This window comes from Phyllobacterium ifriqiyense (assembly GCF_030817885.1).
GTDB lineage: Bacteria > Pseudomonadota > Alphaproteobacteria > Rhizobiales > Rhizobiaceae > Phyllobacterium > Phyllobacterium ifriqiyense.
In genome coordinates, this window is the sequence record NZ_JAUSZT010000002.1 from 1047558 (window position 1) to 1068867 (window position 21310).

The following is a 21310-nucleotide window of genomic DNA, read 5'->3' on the forward strand; positions in this document are numbered from 1 at the left end:
CGATGGCTAAAATCAAAACGGATATGCGCGAGGCGGTCTTGACCGCCGCAAAAGCGACAGTGCAGTCGCATGGCTACAATGCGCTCAGCTTTCGCGAACTGGCGAAAGAGGTGGGGATCAAAAGCGCCAGCGTGCACTACCACTTCCCGACCAAGGGCGACCTCGGCGCCGCGTTGGCCCGTCGCTATACCGAGGAGGGGGCAGCCTACCTCGCGGAGCTCCTGGCGACGTCCGAGGACGCGACCTGGTGCCTGGACAGATATACTGAGATATTTCGCTCGGCATTGGCCAACGACAATCGCATGTGTCTGTGCGGCATCATGAGCGCGGAACTTGACGATCTTCCGACGGAGGTTCGGGTCGAGGTCGACAAATTCGCCGCCATGAACGTCGGTTGGCTGGCCAAGGTGCTTTCGCGCGCCAGACCTTCCGCAAGCGACCAGGACCTGCAGGAGCACGCGATGGCGATCTTCGCAGCCATCGAGGGCGCGCAACTGGTCGCGCGCGGCTGCCAGGACATCGGCATCTACGATCGGACAATCCGGGCCTATCGCGCGACGGGTCTCATCCCGTGACTGTTGACGGCAAGAAAAGTGGAATTTGGGTGTCGTCGCGTTTCTTCCAACTTTCGGGAACGCTGATGGAAGTCAACCATCAAGCACCGTCCGCACACCGCCAAGCAATCGCGCGACATCGAACATTCAGCCTGACTCGCTATCACAAGCCTCACGGCAAGCGCAGCGACTGAGAGCGCTGCTAAGACGTCAAACCGCGATCAGTCGGCAGCTTCGCAATAAGCGGGCACCTCTACGATGTTGGCGAGGACTTTTGCCTTGATCAGATAACGTCGCAAGCTCTCCCGGAGCGACGGGAGCTGGAATACACCTTGAGCCGCCATCCGACATGCTTTCAGCACGACGTCGTAGGTCATGCTTCTTTTTCCGGTAGGCCATTCATTAAGGAGATCGAAAACATCTTCGAGAGTGGCGAGCGTCGGATGAGCCACGTCCGGCCCGGACCCCGCGCCGGCACCGTAGAGTTGAACACTGATCTTTCATGTCACGGTAAGTGAAGATACATTTATGGCTTTGGTTCTAGTCTCAGTTTGCATTGACACATGCGAGTTCAGTCGAAGCGGCGCAGGATTATTGGCCAGAGAACATCGCGATTGACAGCGACACAAAACCGACCAAGAACGTTGTCGCCGTCAGAATGAATTTCAGTTTCAGGTCGTCGTTGATTGTCATTTTATCATCTCACAAAATGTTGCGGCAAAAGCCACCGCTATCCCAAACAAAATCAAGTAGCGCCACACTGATGTGTCGAACTCGTAGTACCCCTCATCATCGCGGTTATCGGGCATCTCCCGGCCTCTCGTTAACTAGATGATTAAAAGTTACGCAGTGGTCAGTTTTAAAGCAACCGCCAAAAATGCATAGCTGACATTCTTGCCGTAGCCCTTCTTGCCGGCAGCATCTCTGGCTGGCTTTGGCTCGATCCGGCTGTGGGTATTGCCGGTGCGCTTGTCGTCGCTAAATGGTCGTGGGGCCTTATTCGCGATGCGGGTGGCGTGGTTGTGGACTATGTTCCGTCAAATGAAGATCTGCCGGAAGAAATCCGCGCGGTCATTGAAGAAGTGGCGGCATGATTACCGATCTGCATATCTAGCAAGCCGGCCGGGTCATCACGGTGCCACCGTGTCCCTCGTCAGCGAACATCCAAAGGCGCCTTCATCCTATTGCGCGAAACTTGCCGAGCAGCGCCTCGCACCAGGCAAGCCGGGTAGCCGCGCTACAAAGCGTCGGCACAAGGATTTGCTGCGGGCTTGCCGATGTGTGTGGTGCGATAACCACAACACGATATTGATGACGCGCGAGGGGCGGGCTCCGCCACAGGACGGGACCAGCCCCCAATCGGTTTCGCTTTTGAACTGTCCAATCAAATGGTCAGTGCGACGCGTTCCAGGCGCCAAGGCTTTTACGATGCAACTTCAGGGTTCAGAATTTCACACTGAACCGTGCATCTACACCGTTTTGCCTCACATCCGAGCCGAACTGGCCGCTATATGAGACCCCGAATGTGGTCCTGTTGCCAAGTTTCACATCGACGCCTGCTTCAATAAGGCCCGTGTCCTTTGCAATCGGCGCGCCGGCGATTGTGAAGGCGCTTCCGCCGTTGAAGGCGAGCGTGGAGAGGGGGGTGGTGTCGCCATAGGCGTGCTGCCAGCCGACCGTGGCGCGCGCTTCCGCCTCTACGGTGCCGAGTGTGAAAGGCGCAGCGGCCCGCAGTCCCAACGTGGTGAAGGTCGTGCTGGTCGTCTCGCTTTCCGCCGCCAGCGCCGCCGAGCCTCCACTCTCGCTAAAGTCCTCTGTCTTTACCCGCACATGGGCAAGATTAGCAAAAGGCTCGAATGAGACGCGTTGTGTGTCGATGCGGTAGCCCAGTTCTCCGAAGGTCTGGAACGTTCCGGCGTCATAGTCGGCCTTGAGGCGATCCTCAAAACCGGGAAAGGCTACAGAGCGGGACGTTTCAATCGAATGCCAGCTGTAGGCAAGGCCGGTGCGGAAAGAGAGAGCATTGAAACGCCCGCCGCCATAGAGACCGACATGATAATTGTCGCTCTCGCCGGAGCCTTTCGCATAGAAGGTGGAGCGGCTGTATCCGGCCAATGCGCCCAGGCGCCAGTTTGTTGCGACCGCGGCATCAAAGCCGGTGATGAATCCGCCTGTTACTTGATCGAGGTCGGAAGCATTGCCGTCGCCATTCGTCTCGCTCCAGGTGCCGAAAGCATTTGCCCACGCTGCCATGGTTGGCGCGTCGACCGGCACGCCAAGCGGCTTGGCGTCTGGCCCGAAGCCCATCACCGGGACATGGGCTGCTGCCACATCGTGGAAGGCCGCTCTGATCCGATCGTTTATCCCGTCTCGGATAAGGTTGCTGTCATTGATGAGTGCGGTTTTTGCCGATGCGTGCATCTCCCCCGAGAGCTGACTGAAGGCCACGCGCGCATTCGTTTCGCTGTCCTGCATGACAACGGCGTCGAAGACTTTGTTGCCGGCGCCGAGAGCTTCAATGGCTGCGGCGGATGCTTTCTCATTGCGCGTAAGGCCGATAGTTGAAAAGGCAACATCGTTGCGGGCAATGTCAAGATAAACATTACGCGGGTCGTAAGCGATGTCCATATCAACAAACGGCATGTTCTGGCTCAGATCGGCGAACGTGCCGGTAATGCTGTCACCGGCTGAAAGGATCGCGTAGCGCTGTCCTGGCATGTAGGTCCCGGCGAGCTTAGCAATGTAGATATCGCCGCCTTCAATCGTAACCTTGCCGCCTGCTGCAACCTTGTCGCTGGATCCGCCCGGCGCGATGTCGACAAGATAGGTCGAACCGTCCTTGAGCACCAGATCACCTGAAATCGAAAGCGTGCCGATACTGTTGCCGGGTGCGAGCGTCCCACCACTCGCAACTGTCACGCCGCCAATGGTGCCCGCACCGCCGAGCGTCCCGCCCGTCGCCACGTTTACCTGGCCTGCAAGACGCGCCCCCGAATGATCCTTGTCGCCGACGAGAAGCCCGCCGCCATTGACCGCCGTCGCGCCGGTATAGCTGTTCGCGCCATTCAAAATAACCCAACCTTCGCCGCTCTTCGTCAGTCCGCCTGTTCCCTCGATCGTGCCGTCAAATCTGGTGTCTAGTGCTTGGTGAAGATCAAGGGTGGCATTGCCGAGCTTCACCGTGCCGCCCTTGCCGGACAGTGAGGAGGCCACGAGATGGAAATTGTTGAGATCGAGCACACCCCCGTTGACCGCGTAGGGTGTATTGTTGACGAAAGCCTTGGCCATACCGGCGCGCAAGGTGCCAGCCGCAACCACGGTGCCACCGGTATAGGTGTTGGCGGTCATAAGGTCGAGTGCACCCACGCCGCGCTTCTCCAGAATCCCCGGACCAGAAATCGCCTGAACCATAGCGACCGGCACGGCTGGATCCGAGACATCAATCCAGCCTATTCCTTCCAGGCGGACGGCCTTGTCGATCCTGGTCACAGGGGCGGTCCAACTGGCCCATTTGTCGTCCGGCCCCGCCGTGCGGATACCGCCATTGGCGAGCGTGATGGTGCCATCGGCTAAACCCAGCGCCTCGCTTTCATCTATCGCCACGGTCTTGCCGTCGGCGATCACGATATCCTTGAAGCGGCTGTGATCATCCACGCACATATCGCGTGCGCCCTGTAGGGACAGTTGCTTGACATCGCCGCAGGCGAGTTGGAGTTTCAGCGGTGCGTAGTGATCATTTTCAAAATCAATACCCGTCAGCCGCTTGAGCTCAGCACGTGCCGAAGGGTCATCGAGGTTGAGGGCGGTTCGCAGTTCCTCCCAGTTTTTCTGGACCTTGGTGAAGTCGCTCGTTACGGTCTGGAACGTCACATCCGTCTTCACGTGGTCCATGAGGATATATCCCCAATCCTCCCAGCTCAGGTCTGTGTAAGCAGCTTTGCCGGGATACTGATCGCGATGCGCCTCGAAATAGCTCTTGATGACGGTGCGATAATAGCCGTCGCCCGTTGAATCGAGCAGTTCAGTGCGGCGTTGGTTGAAGATTTCCATCTTGTCTTCGGGAATAAAGGGCTTCAACTGTTCGAGAAACCCGGGGGCGGTTCCATCCCGGTCGTAGATGGCATTGGAAACCAGATATGCCAGCTGATCCTGTGTGATGGCTTCTTGCGGGACTGTTTCCGGCAGCCGATAAATTGGTGTGCCGTTGGCATCCGCCAATTGTCCGAGATAAACGTCGGTGCGGTTGTTATTGCGCGAAAGCCTGAACTCGCCAGCGCCATCGAAGCCGCTGGCGCCGCTGTCGAAAATCAGTTGCACCTTGCCATCGGCATTAGGGATTTCTTGCACACGGGGACCGTTCCAGCGCAGTTCATGGGCTACCGCCTCATGGTCGGAGAGGGGAATTCCGTCGGGGGCGACGCTTACCGATTCGCCCAGAACGCCGCCGACATATTGGTCATTGGCCTTGTCCTCCAGCTTCCACCACTTGGCATAAGGACGAGACGCCACGAAATGATCGATCTGGGTGCGCCCCCACGAGGGCCATTTGAACGCTTCGTCATCCTCGCCAATGCTGGGCCAGGTCGTGCTGCCGTCGGCCAGTTCATGCGGCGCGAACTTTTCCCGGTCCTCCGGGTTTTGAAGAATTTGGTAATCCTTTTTAAGGATGTTCATCGTGTTGGGCGTATTTCCGGCAACAGGATACATCTCGTCGGTAAAAAGACCGTTGGGACGCGTCTGGGACGTCTTGTTGATGTAAGCTTCGGCAGCTTGATATTCCGCCGAGCCGATTGGATGGTTGCGCGCGACATACTGCAACGCCCATGCTTTGTAATCTGCGTTTCCCGTTGATCTTGCTTGGTCCAGCATCAGTTCCTGCTGAGGCACCTCGAGGAGGCCGCGTTCTGAAATATCGCCCGCGTTGAAATCACCCGTCATGAGGATGGGGTTGACCTCGCTTCTGGCCCAGTCATTGAGTTCCTTCGCCTCCCTGACGCGATGATCGAACGGATCATCCCAATAATTCAGATGCTCGGTGGCAACGATCGTCACCGGCCGTCCACCCTCGGCGTCAATTTTCATAAATGGTGTTTTCTGCACGCCTGCCAGCCCGGTCGTCATCGGCAGTGTTGATGCCAGCCCGGTGTCGCCATTACTATGCAACAAATAGGAAGGAAGCTTGGCCACAAGGTCACTTCCGTAGGCACCGTTATATTCCTGGATCGTGATTACATCGTATTTGCCATTGGCGAAGAGTCCCCAGGCGGTCGGGTTCAGATTTCTTGCCCCCCAGGTATTGAGAGAAATGATCCGGAGCGTATTGTCGCCTGCATCAGCGGCAAGCGCCGGCAGTGCGGTTCCTGCTTCCAGTACCATGACAGCGCTGGCGAGAACGCTGATTCTGGCAGCTGACATCATCCGGGTATTTTTTGGCTGTTTCGACATAAGGCGGCCCTGCGCTGAGAGTTAATGTTGTTTTGGCAACATTACCGATCATATATGTCACTTTGACAACATTGATGGGCGGAACCTTGCATTCACAAAAATTAGGCAGCAAATAGCTGTCGGGCGCAGATTCAGAAAATTACAGGAAATGGCATGACGATCGAGGAAGCCGCCGCCGGTGAGGGGGGCCAGAAAGAACATCGACAGGCTTTTCTCCTGCGCTATATCGAACGAAACCACTACATTTCGATTGACGAGATCACGCGGCTTTTTTCCGTGACGACGCAGACGGCGCGTCGCGATATCATGGCGCTCGAACAATTGGGAAAGGTGCGGCGGCTGCATGGTGGAGCGGCCATAGCGACGCCAGTCGATCCTGTGACGTATCGTCAGAGACGCGTTGATAATGCACCCGAAAAGGAGAGAATTGGCGTAATGGTCGCCGACATCGTTCCCGATGGCGCGGCCGTCTTCCTTGATTCTGGCACGACCTGCGAGGCAATAGCCCATGCGCTCGTCAAGCGGTGCGATCTGCGCGTGGTAACGTATAGTCTGAGGGTCGCTACCATCTTCAGCGAGAATTCAAACTTTGTGCTGGCCATTCCCGGTGGTTTCGTGCGGCCTGTGGATGGCGGGGTTTTTCGCGAGGACACAGCCGAATTTATCCGCAAGTTCAAGTTCGACTATGCAATCATATCGGTAAGCGGCATCGATGATGACGGCGATATCTGCGATGATGACCATGGCGAGGTCTCCGCCGTTTCAGCCGCCCTGGCACAATCGGACCGAACGTTGCTGGCCGTCGATAGCAGCAAATTCGGCAAACGCGCACTTGTCAAACTCGGCTCGCTGCAGGATGTCGATATCCTCGTGACGGATTTGATCCCGGGCGGGCCGCTGGGAGATAAGATCAGGAAAAGCAAGATCGAGATTCATGTCTGAAGGATGTTCGTCAGCATTCAGGTTGCACTACACCCGGCGAATCCAGCGGAGCCTTAGTAATTAACGTACGCCGCCATCTTTGGCGGCTGTTAACTCCATGCGTGGCCCAACCGAGCCGCGTTCGATGATTGACATGTCTATAACAACTCTTTTGGGTGTTTGGCTTTCCCCTTTAAGTCGCCGAATGGGAAGCTCCGCAATGGTTTTCGAAATGTTGCAGATTGACAACATAAGTGCGCGAAATCATGTCCTGGTCGGAATAGCTACGCCTTTCCAGGGATGTGTCATAGCCGTCAATGGCACAATAGAATCAAACACTAAACATGATAAAACGGCACCAGATTTATCCTAAGCTTAGAAACTCTCTAAATCATTGCTCTTGCACGCATTTTTCGATTCTGTAAGTTGACGTTGCTCATGCAATGCATGGAATATTGGTCTCATCTTTTTTGTTGGCGCGCGTGAAGAAAATTGATCTCGACAAGCTTATCCGAACTTTTGTCAAGGTTAGCCCCCGGCTCCAATCGATTGCAAGGGCACGTACCCGATGCGCAGCCACAGCTGAAGATCTAATCCAGGACGCCTGGCTCAATCTTATAAAATCGCAATCCGGGACAGCTATCGAAGCACCGACCGGCTATGTCGTGCGCGTTGCCAACAACACGATCATCGGACATCTTCGCAAGGAAAAGCGGCGTTCGCAGATTGACAACGAGATACATGATCTGCTGTGGGAAACCACTGATGAAATATCGCCGGAACGCGTTGTAATTGGTCGGCAAAACCTCGGGACAGTACAGGCCGCATTGGATAAAATGCCGGAAAAGACGCGCCGTATTTTCCTGATGAACCGGATTGACGGGATTCCGCATCGCCGGATTGCCGATATGTTTGGCATCACCGATGAAGCGGTTTATTATCATATTCGCCGCGCGCTCGAACGGCTAGCCGAGCTTCGCGACGAATTGGCAGACTGATTTTTTCCGTAACTTGTTTAGGTGAACGCCCTGCTCCCACGTCTATAAGGTAGAAAAACCTTCAGACGAGCACGTCCACCCGAAACCGATTATTCGTGAGCATATGAACGAAGACGAGAAAGGTTCTGATATTGATCGGCGTATTTCGCTTGATGCGCGGGATTGGATCGTACGTTTAACGTCCGGCAATGTCAGCGATGTAGAGTTTGACCGCTTCCAGACGTGGCTCGCTCGCTCACCGCAAAATAAGCGGGCGTTTGAACGCGAACGGGCATTCTGGCAGCAGTTGCAGGTCCTCGGCAACACTACCTCCGCTGCGCCGGTAGTTTTTCAGCAGCCCAAGCCAACGCGGATCAGGCGGCGTGTTTTTCTGGCTGGTGGTGGGGCAGCCGCTGCTGCGGTGGCTGCCACGATTGTAATGCCGCGTGTGGAGCTTTGGCGAAAAGCGGATTTCAGTACGGGTATCGGAGAGCAGGCCGACTTCAGCCTGCCTGACGGCACAATCGCAGCGCTAAACACCGATAGCGCGATTGCCATCAACTTCCAAACCGACCTACGCCTTGTCGAACTTTTAAGGGGAGAAGCTGAATTTCGGGTGCGCCCGGGTTTACCGGGCATTTTCCGGGTGGCCGCTCTCGGCGGTAACAGTGACGCCCTCGGCACGACTTTTTTTGTTCAGATCCTTGAGGGCAGGGCCGTCGTTGCCGTATCGGAGGGGCGTGTACTGGTGAGGGGACCAGCCGAACCGCATGATTCCGGTGGAGGAGCCGGAGCAGGTGGCGTCGAACTTGCTGCCCACGAGCAGACGCAATACTCCCGCGGCGAACGGCCCTATACAACAATGCCCGTTGATATTGTTGCCATGCTTGCCTGGCGCACGGGGCGTATAATCTTTGAAGGACGCCCCTTTTCCAGCGCGATTGCAGAGCTTGGACGCTATCTGCCTGAGCGGATTGTGGTGGCGCCGGGTGTCGATACTAGCGTGCCCGTCAGTGCCATATTCTCTACGAAAGAAGTTTGGCCAGGGGTGCAAGCCCTGGCCAGAACGCAAGGACTCTCTACCCGGCGGGTGCCGGGTCTCCTGATAATGATTTCCTGAGTACGCAAAACTTTTCGAAAACGAAAAAAAATAAAACTTTGTCTTTAGGCAAAACGCCCCCTCGTGCGTCTACAACGTGAAGGGACCAGGCAGAAAATACCCACTCCCTTAAATGCGCCTACGACAGGCTGTGCATGATGAGGATCGGGGTTTCGAGAATGATTGATAATACAGGACACGGGCATCGCCGATGGTCGGCGGCGCTGATGATGCGCACGGCCATCGGCCTGACGGCGCTACTCGCTGCCTTGCCGATTAGTCCGGCGGTTGCACAGGCGACTGATGCCCGCACATTCAACATTCCCAGCCAGCGGCTGAACCGGGCCCTGCGTGACCTTGCCGACCAGTCAGGCGTTCAGCTTGCCTACAGAACTTCAGTCGCGTCGGGCGCAATATCTCCTGCAGTCAATGGGACGATGAGCACAAAACAGGCGCTGTCACGCCTTTTGTCAGGTTCGAACCTGAATTACAGCTTCACTGGCGCCAACACTGTTACGATCCTTGCCAACGAACCCACGGATGGAGGCATCAATGCCGACGGCTCTATTCAGCTGGACCCCATTGTTATCAAGGGGCAGAGCGAAAGTGCTTGGGGCCCGGTAGAGGGCTATGTCGCCACGCGCGCGTCAGCCGGCACGAAAACCGATGCACCGATCATTGAGACACCGCAGTCCGTCACCGTCGTGACCAAGGATTTGCTCACCGACCAAAAGGCGGCTTCTCTGGCGGATGCTCTAGTCTACACGCCCGGCGTCAATGTTCAGTCGCAAGCCTTCAGCCGTATGGTTGATGACGTCATGTTGCGCGGATTCAATCTTGCAGGCGGATCAAGCGGTATGCTGCGTGACGGCATGAAACTGCAATCCAATGTTTATGACGGAGGGCAGGAACCCTATGGCCTTGAACGTGTCGAGGTACTCCGGGGGGCATCTTCGGTTCTGTATGGACAGCTTGCTCCGGGCGGCATTATCAACGGTGTCTCCAAGCGCCCGACACCCGAACCTTTGCACGAGGTCAATCTGGAATATGGCAGCTATCAGAAAAAGCAAATGTCATTCGACTTCAGCGATGCTCTCGATGCCGCAGACACGCTACGCTACCGCTTGACCGGTGTCATGCGCGATGCGGACAATTGGGTCGACGACGTGCCTGACGACAAGATTTACATCGCGCCGGCGCTGACCTGGCAACCGGATGCTGCCACGTCACTTACGATATTGTCCAGTTATCAGCATGTGAACACACGGTTCGCTACGCCTCTCGACTACAGGGATGTGAGTTCGGGACGAATACCGCGCGATCTTTTCCTTGGGGAGCCTGACTTCGATCTCTATAAAGCAGACCTCTATACTTTAGGCTATCTGTTCGAGCATGAATTCGACAGTGGCCTCAAGTTGCGTCAGAACGCACGATATTTCCATTCCGATGTGGATTGGCATTACATGATGGGTAACTTGTCCCCGACAGTGGATGGAAGCCTTGACAGGCTGGCAAGCTACCGGAAGGAGAAATCCTATGGCGTTACACTCGATACGTCGCTTGAACAAACTTTCGACTGGGGAGCCACCGAGCATACCGCACTGTTCGGTGTAGACTATTATCGACGCGGATATAACAGCCACCGCTATCGCGGGACAGACTTTGTCCCGCTCGATGTGGATGATCCGGTCTATTCTGGTTACCCGGACCTCAATTTCCGCACCGATCGCGGTAGCGACAATGTCAGCGATCAACTGGGCATCTATTTCCAGGATCAGATAAAGTACGAGAACTGGATATTGCTGCTTGGAGGACGTTACGATTGGAGCGACAGTTCTTCTACCAATTACCAGAGGAGGCTCGAATCGGAGCAGAAGGATTCGGCCTTCTCCGGTCGTGCCGGACTAGTCTATCGATTTGACAACGGAATTGCTCCATACGTTTCGATCAGCCAGTCATTCTCGCCACAGATCGGCATTGACTCACTGACCGGGGAAAATCTCAAGCCGGACGAAGGCCTGCAATATGAAGCCGGGATACGCTATCAGCCACCCGGCACGGACATCCTGCTGAGCGCCGCAGTCTATGAGCTGACACAGAAGAACGTGGTGAGCTTTGACGCGTTCGGCGATTCTTATCAGGTCGGCAAAGTACGTTCACGCGGTGTCGAACTGGAGGCCCGCGCTGAGTACGAGGATCTGGGAATAATCGCTTCCTATGCCTATACCGACACCAAAATTCTCGACAGTGCACTCGACTACGAGGTCGGTCAGCAGCAGGATATGGTTCCGCGGCACACATTTTCGATTTGGGCAGACTATAAACTCGACTCGCTCGGGGTCGCCGGGCTGAAGATTGGGGGTGGCCTGCGCTATATTGGCAAGACCAATGTGACCGATAGCATCGACGTTCTGGGCGAACCGGTTTCCGTGCCGGGTTATCTGCTGGCCGATGCCATGGTCAGCTATGATTTCGGTGCACTCGACCAAAAGTATGACGGGCTCAGCCTGACGGTGAATGCGCGCAACCTCTTCGACAAGAAGTTCTATACCTGTGCTGGAACCACAGGCTGCCGCTATGGGGAACCACTGTCAGTTACCGGAACGCTGTCCTACAAATGGTAAACCGGTACACCGGAATCACGCGGCGGTATTTTATCGGCGGTGCATTCACATGTTGCTTGGCGGGAAATGTAGCGGCGGCCGCGTCTTCCGCCAAGCGCGTCGTATCCCTCGATCTTCTGCCGACGGAACTTTTGCTTACGCTTGGCATACGTCCACTTGCCGTTGGCAATAGCCAACTTTACCGGCGCCTCGTGGTGGAACCGGAACTCTCTCCGGATATCCTGGATCTGGGGCCGCTAACCGAGCCAAATGCCGAACTGCTCCAGAGCCTCCGGCCCGATGCGATTTTGGCAGCAAAATGGCAGGCTGGCGCTTTGGAGCCGCTCAAACGGATCGCACCACTGATACCACTCGCCTCGATAACGCGGGATTTGCCGGGCGTCGCATTGGCTCTACAACTTATGGAACAGATTGCCACCCTGACCGGCACCCAGGAAGCAGCGCTGCATTGGGCAGCCCGGCTCAAACTGGAACTGCAGACAGCCGCGGAGCAATTGACGATGCGCGTACGCCGTCCTGTCTATGTTTGCCGTTTTGCGGAAGACGGGCGGAATGTCGCTTTTTTCGGCGGCTACGGCCTAATCGGGGACGTGCTTGGCCGGATTGGACTGGAAAACGCTTGGAAAGGTCGCGTCAATACATCGGGTGTCACTTCCGCGGGCATTGACAGGCTGGCAGAAAATACCGACGCGCGCATCATCCATTTCGATCGCGGAAGGGAAACGCGCATAGCAATGGAGCGGCTGCAGGGTACCTCACTTTGGAAGGCGCTTCCTGCCGTACGGGCAGGACGGGTGACGACGATGCCCGTGGTCTATCCCAATGGCGGTGTCTATTCGGCAATACGTCTCGCACAACAACTCGCGAAAGCCATTCCGCATGACGGCTAGATGGAGCATGCGAGGCGGGGCAGCACCCGTTATTGGCCTGGCATTGCTGGGATTGTCCCTGCTTTTCTTCTTTGCAAATCTTCAGGCTCTCATTCCATCGGATGAGTGGACTTCGGCGCTGTTCGGAGAGGATCTTTTCAATCTGGCACAACTGAGCGCGCGCGATGCTCTCCTGCCTCGTCTCGTGATGGCATGGCTTTGCGGCGCGGCATTGGGATTGGCTGGCGTCATCTTTCAGCAGGTTTTGCGCAACCGGCTTGCAGAGCCGGGTACGCTCGGCGTCTATGCCGGCGCCAAGGTGGGGTTGGCGATCTGCCTGCTCTGGATGCCGCAAGCCCTGGAGGCGGGATGGGCTCCTGTCGCCTTTGCCGGAGGCGGACTTACTGTTCTGGCGGTGCTGTGGCTGGCTTCTCGCCAAGGATTTTCGCCGGTTGCCATTATTTTGTCCGGACTTGTGCTTTCGCTTTCGCTGGGAGCAATCGGCGCAGCCCTCATTCTTGTGCATTTCGAAGAGCTCAACGCTCTGTATATTTGGGACGCAGGCTCGCTCGTGCAAAACAGTTGGGATAGCGTTGCAGACCTGCTGCCCATGGTTCTGGCATTCGGGCTCGCAGGCGCCATTCTGTGCAGACCACTTTCTCTGCTGGAGCTTGAGGAAGAGGGTGCACGCGGGCTGGGGTTGTCCCTGGCGATGACGCGCTTTGCCGCCATTTCGGTTGCGGTAGCACTGTGTGCCTCCGTGGCCGGTACAGTGGGAACCATCAGCTTCATCGCGCTCGCAGGCGCCACCATTGCAAGGACGGCCGGGGCGCGCCAACTCCGTCACCGGCTGGTTTCGGCACCTTTGATTTCTGCCGGATTAGTTGGTGTCACGGATCAGGGGGCAAAACTCGCTTTCGGTGGCATGGAGATTCCGGCCGGATCGGTTACTGCTCTGCTTGGCGTGCCATTGCTATTCTTTCTATTGAAGAGACTGCGCCCGATGCCGCCCGCGGCAGCCGATATCTGGACTGCGAAACTTACCAGAGCGGGCAGCACCGGGCGAAGAATGACCGCGCTGCTTGTTCTGCTTGTGGCTTCTCTGGTCCTTGCACTATGGGTTGGTCACGATGCCAATGGATGGCAGATGGCAATGGGAGATAACTTTGCCGCACTTTTGCCATGGCGTCTTTCCCGTGTGATGGCTGCTCTCGGCGCAGGATTCCTGCTCGCGGTCGCCGGTACCTTGCTGCAACGGCTTACCGGCAACCATATGGCGAGTCCGGAACTTTTAGGAATATCGTCGGGCGCTGCGCTTATTCTGCTGGGGGCGACATTCTTTCTTCCTGAACTTGGCAGGCCGGCAATGATGATGCTCTGCTCCCTTTGCGCCGGGCTCATCCTCATGGCATTTTTCCGCATCGACAGTCGGGCGGCATTGTCACAGGAAGCGATGCTGCTGGGCGGCGTGGCAATTGCAACATTATTATCTTCCTTCCTTGCCATCCTTCTGTTTCTTGGGGATCCCAGGGTGCTTCGCGTCCTCAGCTGGCTTTCCGGTTCAACCTACTCGGTAACGGGCGGAGAAGCAGCTATCCTGCTGATTGCCAGTCTTGTCGCCGTTGCAGTGTTGCCTTTCTTTGCACGGTGGCTTGCAATTCTTCCCCTAGGACCCGCTGTGCCAATGGGAATAGGTGTGGCGCCCGAAAAGAGCCGTATGCTCATTGGTGCGGCAGTGGCCTGCATGACAGGAATGGCAACCTTGATCGTTGGTTCCTTGAGTTTTGTCGGTCTCATGGCTCCGCATCTGGCGCGCATGTCCGGGATGCGGTCGGCTCTTGTACAAACTTATGCAGCAGGGCTGATCGGTGCCATCATAATGGTTTTCGCTGATTGGCTTGGCCGACATATTGCTTTTCCCTGGCAGATTCCCGCCGGATTGCTGGCAACCGGTCTGGGAGGGGTCTATTTCGTCATGCTGGTGCTCCGACGTTGAGCGACCTGTCCGGCATATTCCGAGGCCCTTTGGCCGAATTCCGTCACGTCTTTGCCGGCGAAGGGGATTTGCGTCCGATGGTCGACGGGAAAAGCATACTCGCGCCGGAGTTCCTGGAATCGTTGCTTAGCCAATACGCCAGCGTTTATCCAAAACCTGATACTGTCGCCGTGGCCACGCAATGGTCCAAATGGCATTTCTCGCTTTTGCTGCCACCCGTGGTTGCTGCCCTGCTCGTGGCGCAGCATGAACTGCCGGTGGATCTGTCTGATACGGCTATTGTCTTGTCGGACGATGGACGGGTGGAAGCCTTTCGCCTTTCAGGTCGCGGGCGCGACATAACTGCCGGTGACGTATCAGATAGCCTGAAGAGGCTTATTGACGGACACTTGGCTCCGCTGATTGCTTGTCTGGCAGCAGTCACCAAAGCCCCGGAAAAAGTTCTGTGGAGCAATGCGGGCAATGTGCTCGAAAGCGTGCTGAAGGAATGCGGAACATGGCTCGCGCCCGACCATTCGGGGCTTGCCAATGCGAACAGGCTGCTGACCCGGCGTGTTCACACAGATGGCACACGCAATTTTCTGTTCGAGCCTGTACGGTATGTAAAACACGGAAACGAGTTGATAAGGCGACGGAAAATATGCTGCCTGCGGTACCGTCTTCCGTCACTGAGTCTGTGCAAAAGTTGCCCCTTGGCGTTCTCGAGAAAGAACTCGACAGGGGATATCCGTTCGTAGAATACTGGGACGCGCAGATGCTGTTCCATCGCGGAATTTATCAGATGAGCGAAACTAGCTAGACGATCCCAATGAATTTGTTTGTCACAAACGCGCCGCAAAATTCATTGATGCAAAGGAACGATTGCTGATTCAACAAAAACTTGCGAATGTTTAGCTGTAACAGAAAATCAAAGGGCCGACTTAACTACAGTCGCTAAGGACTGCACTAGCGGGTCTGCGGTTCAATTCCATTCAAGACCGAGGCTTCGGCATTCCCAAAACTGGACAGGATGGATCGCGGAGTTTCGCGAGGTGGCAGCGAAAAACTTTTCAGGTGCTTCTGTATCAGAAGCGGCCATGTGCAACCCGCCGCACGCCGCTACGCTGTTAAGTCCCCTTCGATTGTTGGCGAGAAGGAGAGGTTGGCGTTTGACACTCCCGCCTGCCGCTCTGAGGCGGCGCTATCGGCGTCCCAACAAAACCAAAGATCAACCAAATGTCTCCTGCACATACATGAGGTCAGTATATTCCCTCACGATCGCGATTTTTCCGTCTCGGATCTTGAAGAGAAAGAAATACTCGTTCTCATAGATTTTGCCCAACTTTGTGGTCGCTCGCGATCGAACCTCTGCGGCGACACTGTCACCCTCGCCGACCATGTTGATGATTTTCATATCGAGACCAGTCGTGTAGGCCGAAAACATGTTACGGAACATGGATGCGGCCTCTGCTTTGGTCTTCGTTCCTGCGGACGAAAACAGGTTCGGCTTGCCGTTAACCCACCATGTGGCGTCCTCAGTCATGGCATCAATCAATCCGTCCAAGTTCGACGTTCTGAAATGGTCGCAGAATTCTCGTACGATTTGCTTGTTGTCTTCTGTGCTCATGGTTGTTTTTCCAATGTTGAGGCTGAGGGGAAATTGGGCGCCGCGCGGGCTTCGAATGCAGCCAAGGGCCTGACCCGTGCTGTCCGGCGTCGGCGTCCACGGGACGATCGTCCCACGCCTGCTGACGCCGGTGTGAAGGCTCACAGACCGAACTGTGTTTTGTCGCCGCGCCATCCAGTCGACTTCAGGAACTGCTCCCACGAGAGCGTCTCCGGATTCAAGCGACGGCTCCATTCCAGGTCGTGTTCCTTACCGAAGTAGCCATACTCGACGGCAAACTCGACCATGCCGATCAACTCGTCGACAAGCAGCTCATTGGCGGCGAAACCCGGGAAGAATTTCAGAAGCTCTTCGCGCTCAAAAGCGCTGCGGTACTCGGCTTTGACGCCGGTGACGCGCTGGAATGTATCGACCATCTCGCGAGGAGACAGGATGTCGCCGACGATCGGGATCGTCTTGCCCTTGAAGGTGTGAGGGTCGGAGAGCACGGAAAGCACTGCCGGGCCGGTCGCAGTGACCGGATCGACGAAGGGTGCACGGAAATCCTCCGGCAGGTAGATCGGCATGAGAAGCGTGTCGCCGTCCATCTGAGGTACATAATATTCCAGGAGGTTAGTGTAGAAGAAGGCCAGCGATACGAACGAATGCGTTATCGGCAGCGTGCGAATGTAGTCGGCGACAAGGGCCTTGTCGGTGAAGTGCGGGGTGAACTTTCTGCCGCCGGAGATTTTGTCGACATTTTCGAGGGTCGAGAAGACGATGTGACCGACGCCGGCCTCGACCGCTGCATCTGCCAGCTGTTTGCCGAGCACGAACTCGGCATTATCCTGCGGCAGGAGCTGCGGCGTCATAAGATACGCGCCGTCGGCGCCCCTGAAGGCCGTCACAAGGTCCTCCTCGTGGCCGAGGCCAAGCGGCGCGACTACGACTTCGGCGCCGAGATCCGCCAAGCTGCGGGCCCCGACAGAGTAACGATTGCGGGTGAGCGCCCGCACCCGATACTGTTTGCTCTTGAGCAGGGCAGTGGCGACACTCCGACCCTGCTTGCTGGTGGCGCCAACAACCGCGATTAGCGGCATTTGTTCGGTAGACATTGAAATTGGTTCCCTACTTTTGATGCGTGGCTGGAAACGCGGCGCATCAGGTAGCGCCCCTTCTTTCCATGCAACCCAAATAAGGATATGATGACTGTTGGTGAAGTACGTACAAATAGAGCATGTAGTATCATGAATGATAGTACCCCTTTAAAACGCAAACGCCGGACGGCTCATCGTACCGGCTGCGCTGTGGAAGCGACAATCTCTGTCATCGGCGGAGTGTGGAAACCGGTGATCCTCTTCCATCTGCTCGACGGCAAATTGCGCTTCAATGCTATTTGCCGCCTTACACCGGCGGCAACGCCAAGAATGATCACGCTTCAACTCAGAGAATTGGAGGCCGATGGCATCATCAGCCGGATCATTTACCCCGAGGTGCCACCAAAGGTGGAATATGAGCTCACCCAGTTGGGGCAATCACTGGCTCCGGTACTTGTCAGTATGTGCGAGTGGGGGGAGAAACTGCAGGAACTCAGCGGGCTCCCAGTCGATACGGGGGCATGTAGAAGCACGCTGAGGCAGGAGGCAGTTCTTCAAGAAAAGATCGCTTAGCTGCCGTCTAAAGCATCCTAGGTGTTATCCTTTAAAGACAGTAAGACTGTCCGGCTAAGAACCTTAGCGCGAAAGAAGATTGTCACGCGACAGGTCAAGAACGGTGATGCGGATGCGGTGTCCGACCCACCTGATCATCTGGTAATGAAGATTTTCGATAAGCGATACTCCTGTGCGTGTGACCAGCAAGCGGAAAGGGACTGACCGCTATACTCCTTCTCCGCAACTTGAAAAATGACTCGAACGTTGGGCAACGAACTGACACCTCTAGACGAATTAGTGCAGCGATATATCGGGCAGATTAGGGTTCAAGTAGCGCGCGTAAAATGCGGCCAGCCGATCAATCGCTTTACCCACGTACTCCGGCTTGTAGTACATGTCGTAGTGACCGGCACCTTCCACGACCATGAAATCTTTCTCGCTGGAAGGCGAAAGGTCAAACAGACGTTGGCCTGACTCGTACTGACCAGTGGTCCCCCGCCGACCTCCAACAATGACCTGCAGAGGTTGGGTCGATAGTTCCGGGACAAGGCTAGAAGCGTCGAAACTCAGTATGGAGCCATAGCTGACGAATAGCAGGCGGTTCGTGGAATTCGGGTGGCGATACTGGGACTCCCGGTAAAACCTGATGGCTTCGAGCACATCCGGGTCCGTTATGCCCACATTTTCGGCCTCCTTCAGACTATCAGGGATCCAAGGATCCCGACGCTGCTCGCCACCAAGCGCTTCGGCCGGTCCGCTGGTTCGCCACGTCCACCAGCGTTTGGCGATGGTCTGGCAGCAGGCGGCGAAGCGCTTCGCCGATGTCGTTGGCAACGACCGTTCCAACCGCTCTGAACCCGCATTCTGACAAGGCAGCGCTGATCGCGTAGCCTCCACCGGCGCAGATGCCAAGAAGACCAATGCGATCAGCATCCACGTAAGCCAACGTTGTTAAATAATCGATCGCGCAACGAAGATCTTCGATACGGGCAGCGGGGCCTCAAGGTCCCGTGGTTCGCCACCCCTTTCGCCCTGATGGGACGGATCGAAGGCAAGAGCTATAAAACCTTTCTTCGCCAACTTTTCCGCATATATCGCACCGATCTGTTCCTTCACGCTGCTTCCGGGCGTCGCCAGAACAATCGCCGGATACGACAGGCTGCCATCGAACACCCGGGAGGCAGATGTACATTGCCGGCAACTTCAATGTTTCCGTTTTTGAATGATGTTGGACTACCTGTCGATCTTGAATTTCTCATACTCAGGAGTTCAGACCTTCATTACGACCCGCCCCAGAGGCTTTGCCGTCTCTGCGTGCTCATGCGCGGAGGCTGCATCCTTGAGTGAGAACGTCCGATCAATAACGACCTCCAAGCGCCGGTCGGTCGCGGATTTCAGGAGGGCGTCGACCGTTTCGTGTACCGCGGGCCTTTCGAACAGGGCTCCCATGAACACGCCGTGTAGCGTTTGGTTATTCTGCATCGGTTGCCATAGTTCGACGGCTAGACCGCCTCCGCCTGCATTGCCGACGAAAACCAAGCGTCCTTCGGGGGCGAGCGCCGACAGCGAACCCTGCAAGGTCGAGCCGACCGGATCGATGACGAGATCTGCACCCTTGCAACCCGTCAGCCGCCGAACCTCTTCGACCACATCCTGGTTGTGGCGGTCGATGAGATGTGTCGCACCGAGCGCGCGCAGGCGCGCCTGCCTGTCATTGCCACTGGCAACGGCGATTACCTGCGCCCCAGCCTGACGTGCCAGCTGAACTGCAGCAAGTCCGACACCACCTGCTGCCCCATGGATCAGCACCGTCTCTTCAGCCTGTAACTGTCCCTTGGTGCTTACGCAGTGATAGGCCGTACCGAATGAGATCGGCAGTACCGCGCCCTCGGCCATGCTCAAGCCGTCGGGGACCAGCCATGTGCGGGTTTCCGGCACCGCCCAGAGTTCGGCATGGGATCCCTGCATGTCGAAAGCCGCCACCTGCTGTCCGACGGTTCGGTGCTTCACGTTTTCGCCGACGGCAACAATCGTTCCCGCGGCGGCGTAACCGACAATCCACCGGGATTGCTGTTTCGTCGAACGGCGATTGACTAGGTCGCCTCCCTCAATGGAGATACTCTCGACGGCAATGAGCACATCACCCGGCCCACAGGCTGGATCCGGCATATCGACATACTCGAGAACGGCTGGAATACCAGGGTTGTCATATACTGCAGCTTTCATCTGTTTCTCCTTTTCCGTAACGGCGGGCCCACTGTTATTCACCGACCCCAACTTGTAGCGCTCAGCCACTCTGCTGAAGCTGACTGGTAAGGGTTGCGCAACGCTTGAGGGGCCGGATCGTGGTCGTCTCCCGTACTACCGGGCACCATTTGGGTTGCTAAAGGGCCAGACGCCTGAAGCCTCCCAGTCGTTTGAGAGCTGCTACAGCGGCTGAGCTTTTCTTTTGAAATAATAATGAAAGACGAAGTGCGCTGGGGAAACGACCGCAACCAATTCCCACCCAGCGTCACCGAGTTCGTTCATCTGATGATTATCGAGCGTTTTGTCGACTGTCAGGTATTCCCATTTCATGATGGACCTCGTTTATTGCTGTTACCGATTGCTTGCGACAGGTGAAGGAGTTTGTCAGGGCGTCGTGGTGTGCGCAGACTGGGTCTTCCAATAGGTGTCGATGATGTTGCGACAGTTCTGAACGACATGATCGCCAACCTCCGGGTTTCCTCCCCGTAGCGTATCCGGATTGCCTCCGCAAAGGCGCACGAACGTTGCCTGTTGAACCGCAAACGTAAAATAGCCTTCACTGGTCGGTTCGAAGCTCAAACCGGCGTCCCGGACGCTCGCTGCAACTTCGATTGCTGCATCGGAGATGGCGCGAGCCACCTTCTCAAGCATCTTCTGTTCGGCTGCTTGCTGGATATCTAGGAAGGAGCGCTCTTGGGGTGTGGGAATGGGGCAGCTGTGGGTCTTCATCACGTTCTCGTTGGTGGAAGGCTGAGGTTCTGATCGCGGTGTGCGATCAGCTGGCTGCAGCCATGGTTCGCCCATTGCTCAGCGCGACTAGTCATTGTGCACTAATGCGGCCGTGGCAGGGTGTCATTCCAGGATGGCAGTGACACGAATCTCAATTCGCATGGCAGGGAGCCCAAGGGCTTCTACACCGGTTTGCGTCCAAATCGGAGCGCGATCGGGCATGTACCTACGGAAGAGACCGGCAATTGTGTCGTTCACAATCGGCGGAAAGCCTCCAACGTGGTAAGAATTAACGTGGACGACATCCCTCCACTCCGCCCCAGCCGCGGCCAAGGTTCGCTGGACATTCTCAAACGCTCGCTCGATCTCGCTCACGATCGAATCGGGGATTTCGAGTTCATCGTTCCATCCGCCTTGGCCGGATATCTCGACGCGATCACCGATCTTGAGCGCTTGTGAAAAGTGCAAAAGCTCGTGGAATTTCTGCCCGTATCCGGGTGTGACGAAAAGTTCAGGCTTGGCCATCAAGTTCTCCTATTGTCAAAAGTAGAAACATGGAGAAGGCGCCCACCGAAGTGATCAATGGCCGGCATGCACAGCCGATCAACGGTG

At 56.3% G+C, this 21310-nt stretch carries 18 protein-coding genes and 1 pseudogene; 10 read left to right on the top strand and 9 right to left on the bottom strand.

Features of this window, described 5'->3' with window-relative positions; genetic code table 11:
- The first annotated feature begins 2 nt into the window (after nt 1-2).
- Nucleotides 3-575 (top strand): TetR/AcrR family transcriptional regulator, encoded by a 573-nt coding sequence (locus tag QFZ34_RS06620; RefSeq protein ID WP_307278449.1) that lies wholly within the window; start codon nt 3-5, stop codon nt 573-575.
- A gap of 200 nt (nt 576-775) precedes the next feature.
- Here QFZ34_RS06620 and QFZ34_RS06625 read toward each other — a convergent pair whose 3' ends face one another.
- Entirely contained in the window at nt 776-931 is a 156-nt protein-coding gene (locus QFZ34_RS06625) for a hypothetical protein (protein WP_307278452.1), read from the bottom strand.
- A gap of 516 nt (nt 932-1447) precedes the next feature.
- Between QFZ34_RS06625 and QFZ34_RS06630 the strand changes: the two are divergent.
- Nucleotides 1448-1751: pseudogene (locus QFZ34_RS06630) on the top strand (cation transporter); the annotation flags it as partial.
- A gap of 246 nt (nt 1752-1997) precedes the next feature.
- On the opposite strand, the gene QFZ34_RS06635 reads toward QFZ34_RS06630, so the two are convergent.
- The gene (locus tag QFZ34_RS06635; protein ID WP_307278455.1) at nt 1998-5741 is read right to left on the bottom strand and encodes an autotransporter domain-containing protein; all 3744 of its coding nucleotides are present in this window, start codon (nt 5739-5741) and stop codon (nt 1998-2000) included.
- 411 nt (nt 5742-6152) lie between these two features.
- Between QFZ34_RS06635 and QFZ34_RS06640 the strand changes: the two genes are divergently transcribed.
- The 7 genes from QFZ34_RS06640 to fhuF all read left to right on the top strand — a co-directional run bounded on the left by QFZ34_RS06640 (nt 6153) and on the right by fhuF (nt 15222).
- Complete coding sequence (locus tag QFZ34_RS06640; protein WP_307278459.1) at nt 6153-6941, top strand: DeoR/GlpR family DNA-binding transcription regulator; 789 nt, start codon at nt 6153-6155, stop codon at nt 6939-6941.
- A 461-nt stretch (nt 6942-7402) separates the two neighbouring features.
- Nucleotides 7403-7918, top strand: a complete 516-nt coding sequence (locus QFZ34_RS06645) for an RNA polymerase sigma factor (protein ID WP_307278461.1) — start codon at nt 7403-7405, stop codon at nt 7916-7918.
- 103 nt (nt 7919-8021) lie between these two features.
- Nucleotides 8022-9017, top strand: a complete 996-nt coding sequence (locus QFZ34_RS06650) for a FecR family protein (protein ID WP_307278464.1) — start codon at nt 8022-8024, stop codon at nt 9015-9017.
- Nucleotides 9018-9175: 158 nt separating this feature from the next.
- A complete protein-coding gene (locus QFZ34_RS06655) occupies nt 9176-11620 on the top strand; it encodes a TonB-dependent siderophore receptor (protein ID WP_307278468.1) in 2445 nt (814 codons plus the stop codon).
- Nucleotides 11621-11676: 56 nt separating this feature from the next.
- Nucleotides 11677-12510 carry an ABC transporter substrate-binding protein gene (locus tag QFZ34_RS06660; RefSeq protein WP_307278471.1) on the top strand — a complete coding sequence of 278 codons (834 nt, stop codon included), beginning with the start codon at nt 11677-11679 and terminating at the stop codon, nt 12508-12510.
- Nucleotides 12500-14485 (top strand): Fe(3+)-hydroxamate ABC transporter permease FhuB, encoded by a 1986-nt coding sequence (fhuB, locus tag QFZ34_RS06665; protein ID WP_307278474.1) that lies wholly within the window; start codon nt 12500-12502, stop codon nt 14483-14485. The genes QFZ34_RS06660 and fhuB overlap by 11 nt, the downstream gene beginning before the upstream one ends.
- Complete coding sequence (gene fhuF, locus QFZ34_RS06670; RefSeq protein ID WP_307278477.1) at nt 14482-15222, top strand: siderophore-iron reductase FhuF; 741 nt, start codon at nt 14482-14484, stop codon at nt 15220-15222. The genes fhuB and fhuF overlap by 4 nt, the downstream gene beginning before the upstream one ends.
- A 470-nt stretch (nt 15223-15692) precedes the next feature.
- Here the strand turns inward: fhuF and QFZ34_RS06675 are convergent, their stop codons facing one another.
- Both QFZ34_RS06675 and QFZ34_RS06680 read right to left on the bottom strand, forming a co-directional pair.
- A complete protein-coding gene (locus QFZ34_RS06675; protein ID WP_307278480.1) occupies nt 15693-16091 on the bottom strand; it encodes a nuclear transport factor 2 family protein in 399 nt (132 codons plus the stop codon).
- 140 nt (nt 16092-16231) lie between these two features.
- Nucleotides 16232-17185 (bottom strand): NmrA/HSCARG family protein, encoded by a 954-nt coding sequence (locus tag QFZ34_RS06680; protein WP_307278483.1) that lies wholly within the window; start codon nt 17183-17185, stop codon nt 16232-16234.
- A 132-nt stretch (nt 17186-17317) separates the two neighbouring features.
- On the opposite strand from QFZ34_RS06680, the gene QFZ34_RS06685 reads away from it, so the two are divergent.
- Nucleotides 17318-17740, top strand: coding sequence for a winged helix-turn-helix transcriptional regulator (locus QFZ34_RS06685; RefSeq protein WP_307278486.1), 423 nt, complete (start codon nt 17318-17320; stop codon nt 17738-17740).
- Between the two features lie 276 nt (nt 17741-18016).
- Here QFZ34_RS06685 and QFZ34_RS06690 read toward each other — a convergent pair whose 3' ends face one another.
- The 5 genes from QFZ34_RS06690 to QFZ34_RS06710 form a co-directional block, all read right to left on the bottom strand.
- Nucleotides 18017-18556: an alpha/beta hydrolase family protein gene (locus tag QFZ34_RS06690; protein ID WP_307278488.1), complete on the bottom strand. Its 540-nt coding sequence runs from the start codon at nt 18554-18556 to the stop codon at nt 18017-18019.
- A 117-nt stretch (nt 18557-18673) separates the two neighbouring features.
- On the bottom strand, nt 18674-18838 hold the full coding sequence (locus QFZ34_RS06695; protein WP_307278490.1) for a hypothetical protein: 165 nt from the start codon (nt 18836-18838) through the stop codon (nt 18674-18676).
- Nucleotides 18839-18991: 153 nt separating this feature from the next.
- Nucleotides 18992-19948: a quinone oxidoreductase family protein gene (locus tag QFZ34_RS06700; protein WP_307278493.1), complete on the bottom strand. Its 957-nt coding sequence runs from the start codon at nt 19946-19948 to the stop codon at nt 18992-18994.
- A 405-nt stretch (nt 19949-20353) separates the two neighbouring features.
- The gene (locus QFZ34_RS06705) at nt 20354-20698 is read right to left on the bottom strand and encodes a hypothetical protein (protein ID WP_307278497.1); all 345 of its coding nucleotides are present in this window, start codon (nt 20696-20698) and stop codon (nt 20354-20356) included.
- 123 nt (nt 20699-20821) lie between these two features.
- Nucleotides 20822-21223, bottom strand: a complete 402-nt coding sequence (locus tag QFZ34_RS06710) for a RidA family protein (protein ID WP_028733444.1) — start codon at nt 21221-21223, stop codon at nt 20822-20824.
- Nucleotides 21224-21310 lie beyond the last annotated feature (87 nt).

Bases quoted from the DNA above. Each gene is read 5' to 3' on its own strand.
- QFZ34_RS06620 (WP_307278449.1), top strand. From the start codon at position 3: ATGGCTAAAATCAAAACGGATATGCGCGAGGCGGTCTTGACCGCCGCA.
- QFZ34_RS06625 (WP_307278452.1), bottom strand. From the start codon at position 931: ATGACCTACGACGTCGTGCTGAAAGCATGTCGGATGGCGGCTCAAGGT.
- QFZ34_RS06640 (WP_307278459.1), top strand. From the start codon at position 6,153: ATGACGATCGAGGAAGCCGCCGCCGGTGAGGGGGGCCAGAAAGAACAT.
- QFZ34_RS06650 (WP_307278464.1), top strand. From the start codon at position 8,022: ATGAACGAAGACGAGAAAGGTTCTGATATTGATCGGCGTATTTCGCTT.
- QFZ34_RS06655 (WP_307278468.1), top strand. From the start codon at position 9,176: ATGATTGATAATACAGGACACGGGCATCGCCGATGGTCGGCGGCGCTG.
- fhuB (WP_307278474.1), top strand. From the start codon at position 12,500: ATGACGGCTAGATGGAGCATGCGAGGCGGGGCAGCACCCGTTATTGGC.
- QFZ34_RS06675 (WP_307278480.1), bottom strand. From the start codon at position 16,091: ATGAGCACAGAAGACAACAAGCAAATCGTACGAGAATTCTGCGACCAT.
- QFZ34_RS06680 (WP_307278483.1), bottom strand. From the start codon at position 17,185: ATGTCTACCGAACAAATGCCGCTAATCGCGGTTGTTGGCGCCACCAGC.
- QFZ34_RS06685 (WP_307278486.1), top strand. From the start codon at position 17,318: ATGAATGATAGTACCCCTTTAAAACGCAAACGCCGGACGGCTCATCGT.
- QFZ34_RS06700 (WP_307278493.1), bottom strand. From the start codon at position 19,948: ATGAAAGCTGCAGTATATGACAACCCTGGTATTCCAGCCGTTCTCGAG.
- QFZ34_RS06705 (WP_307278497.1), bottom strand. From the start codon at position 20,698: ATGAAGACCCACAGCTGCCCCATTCCCACACCCCAAGAGCGCTCCTTC.
- QFZ34_RS06710 (WP_028733444.1), bottom strand. From the start codon at position 21,223: ATGGCCAAGCCTGAACTTTTCGTCACACCCGGATACGGGCAGAAATTC.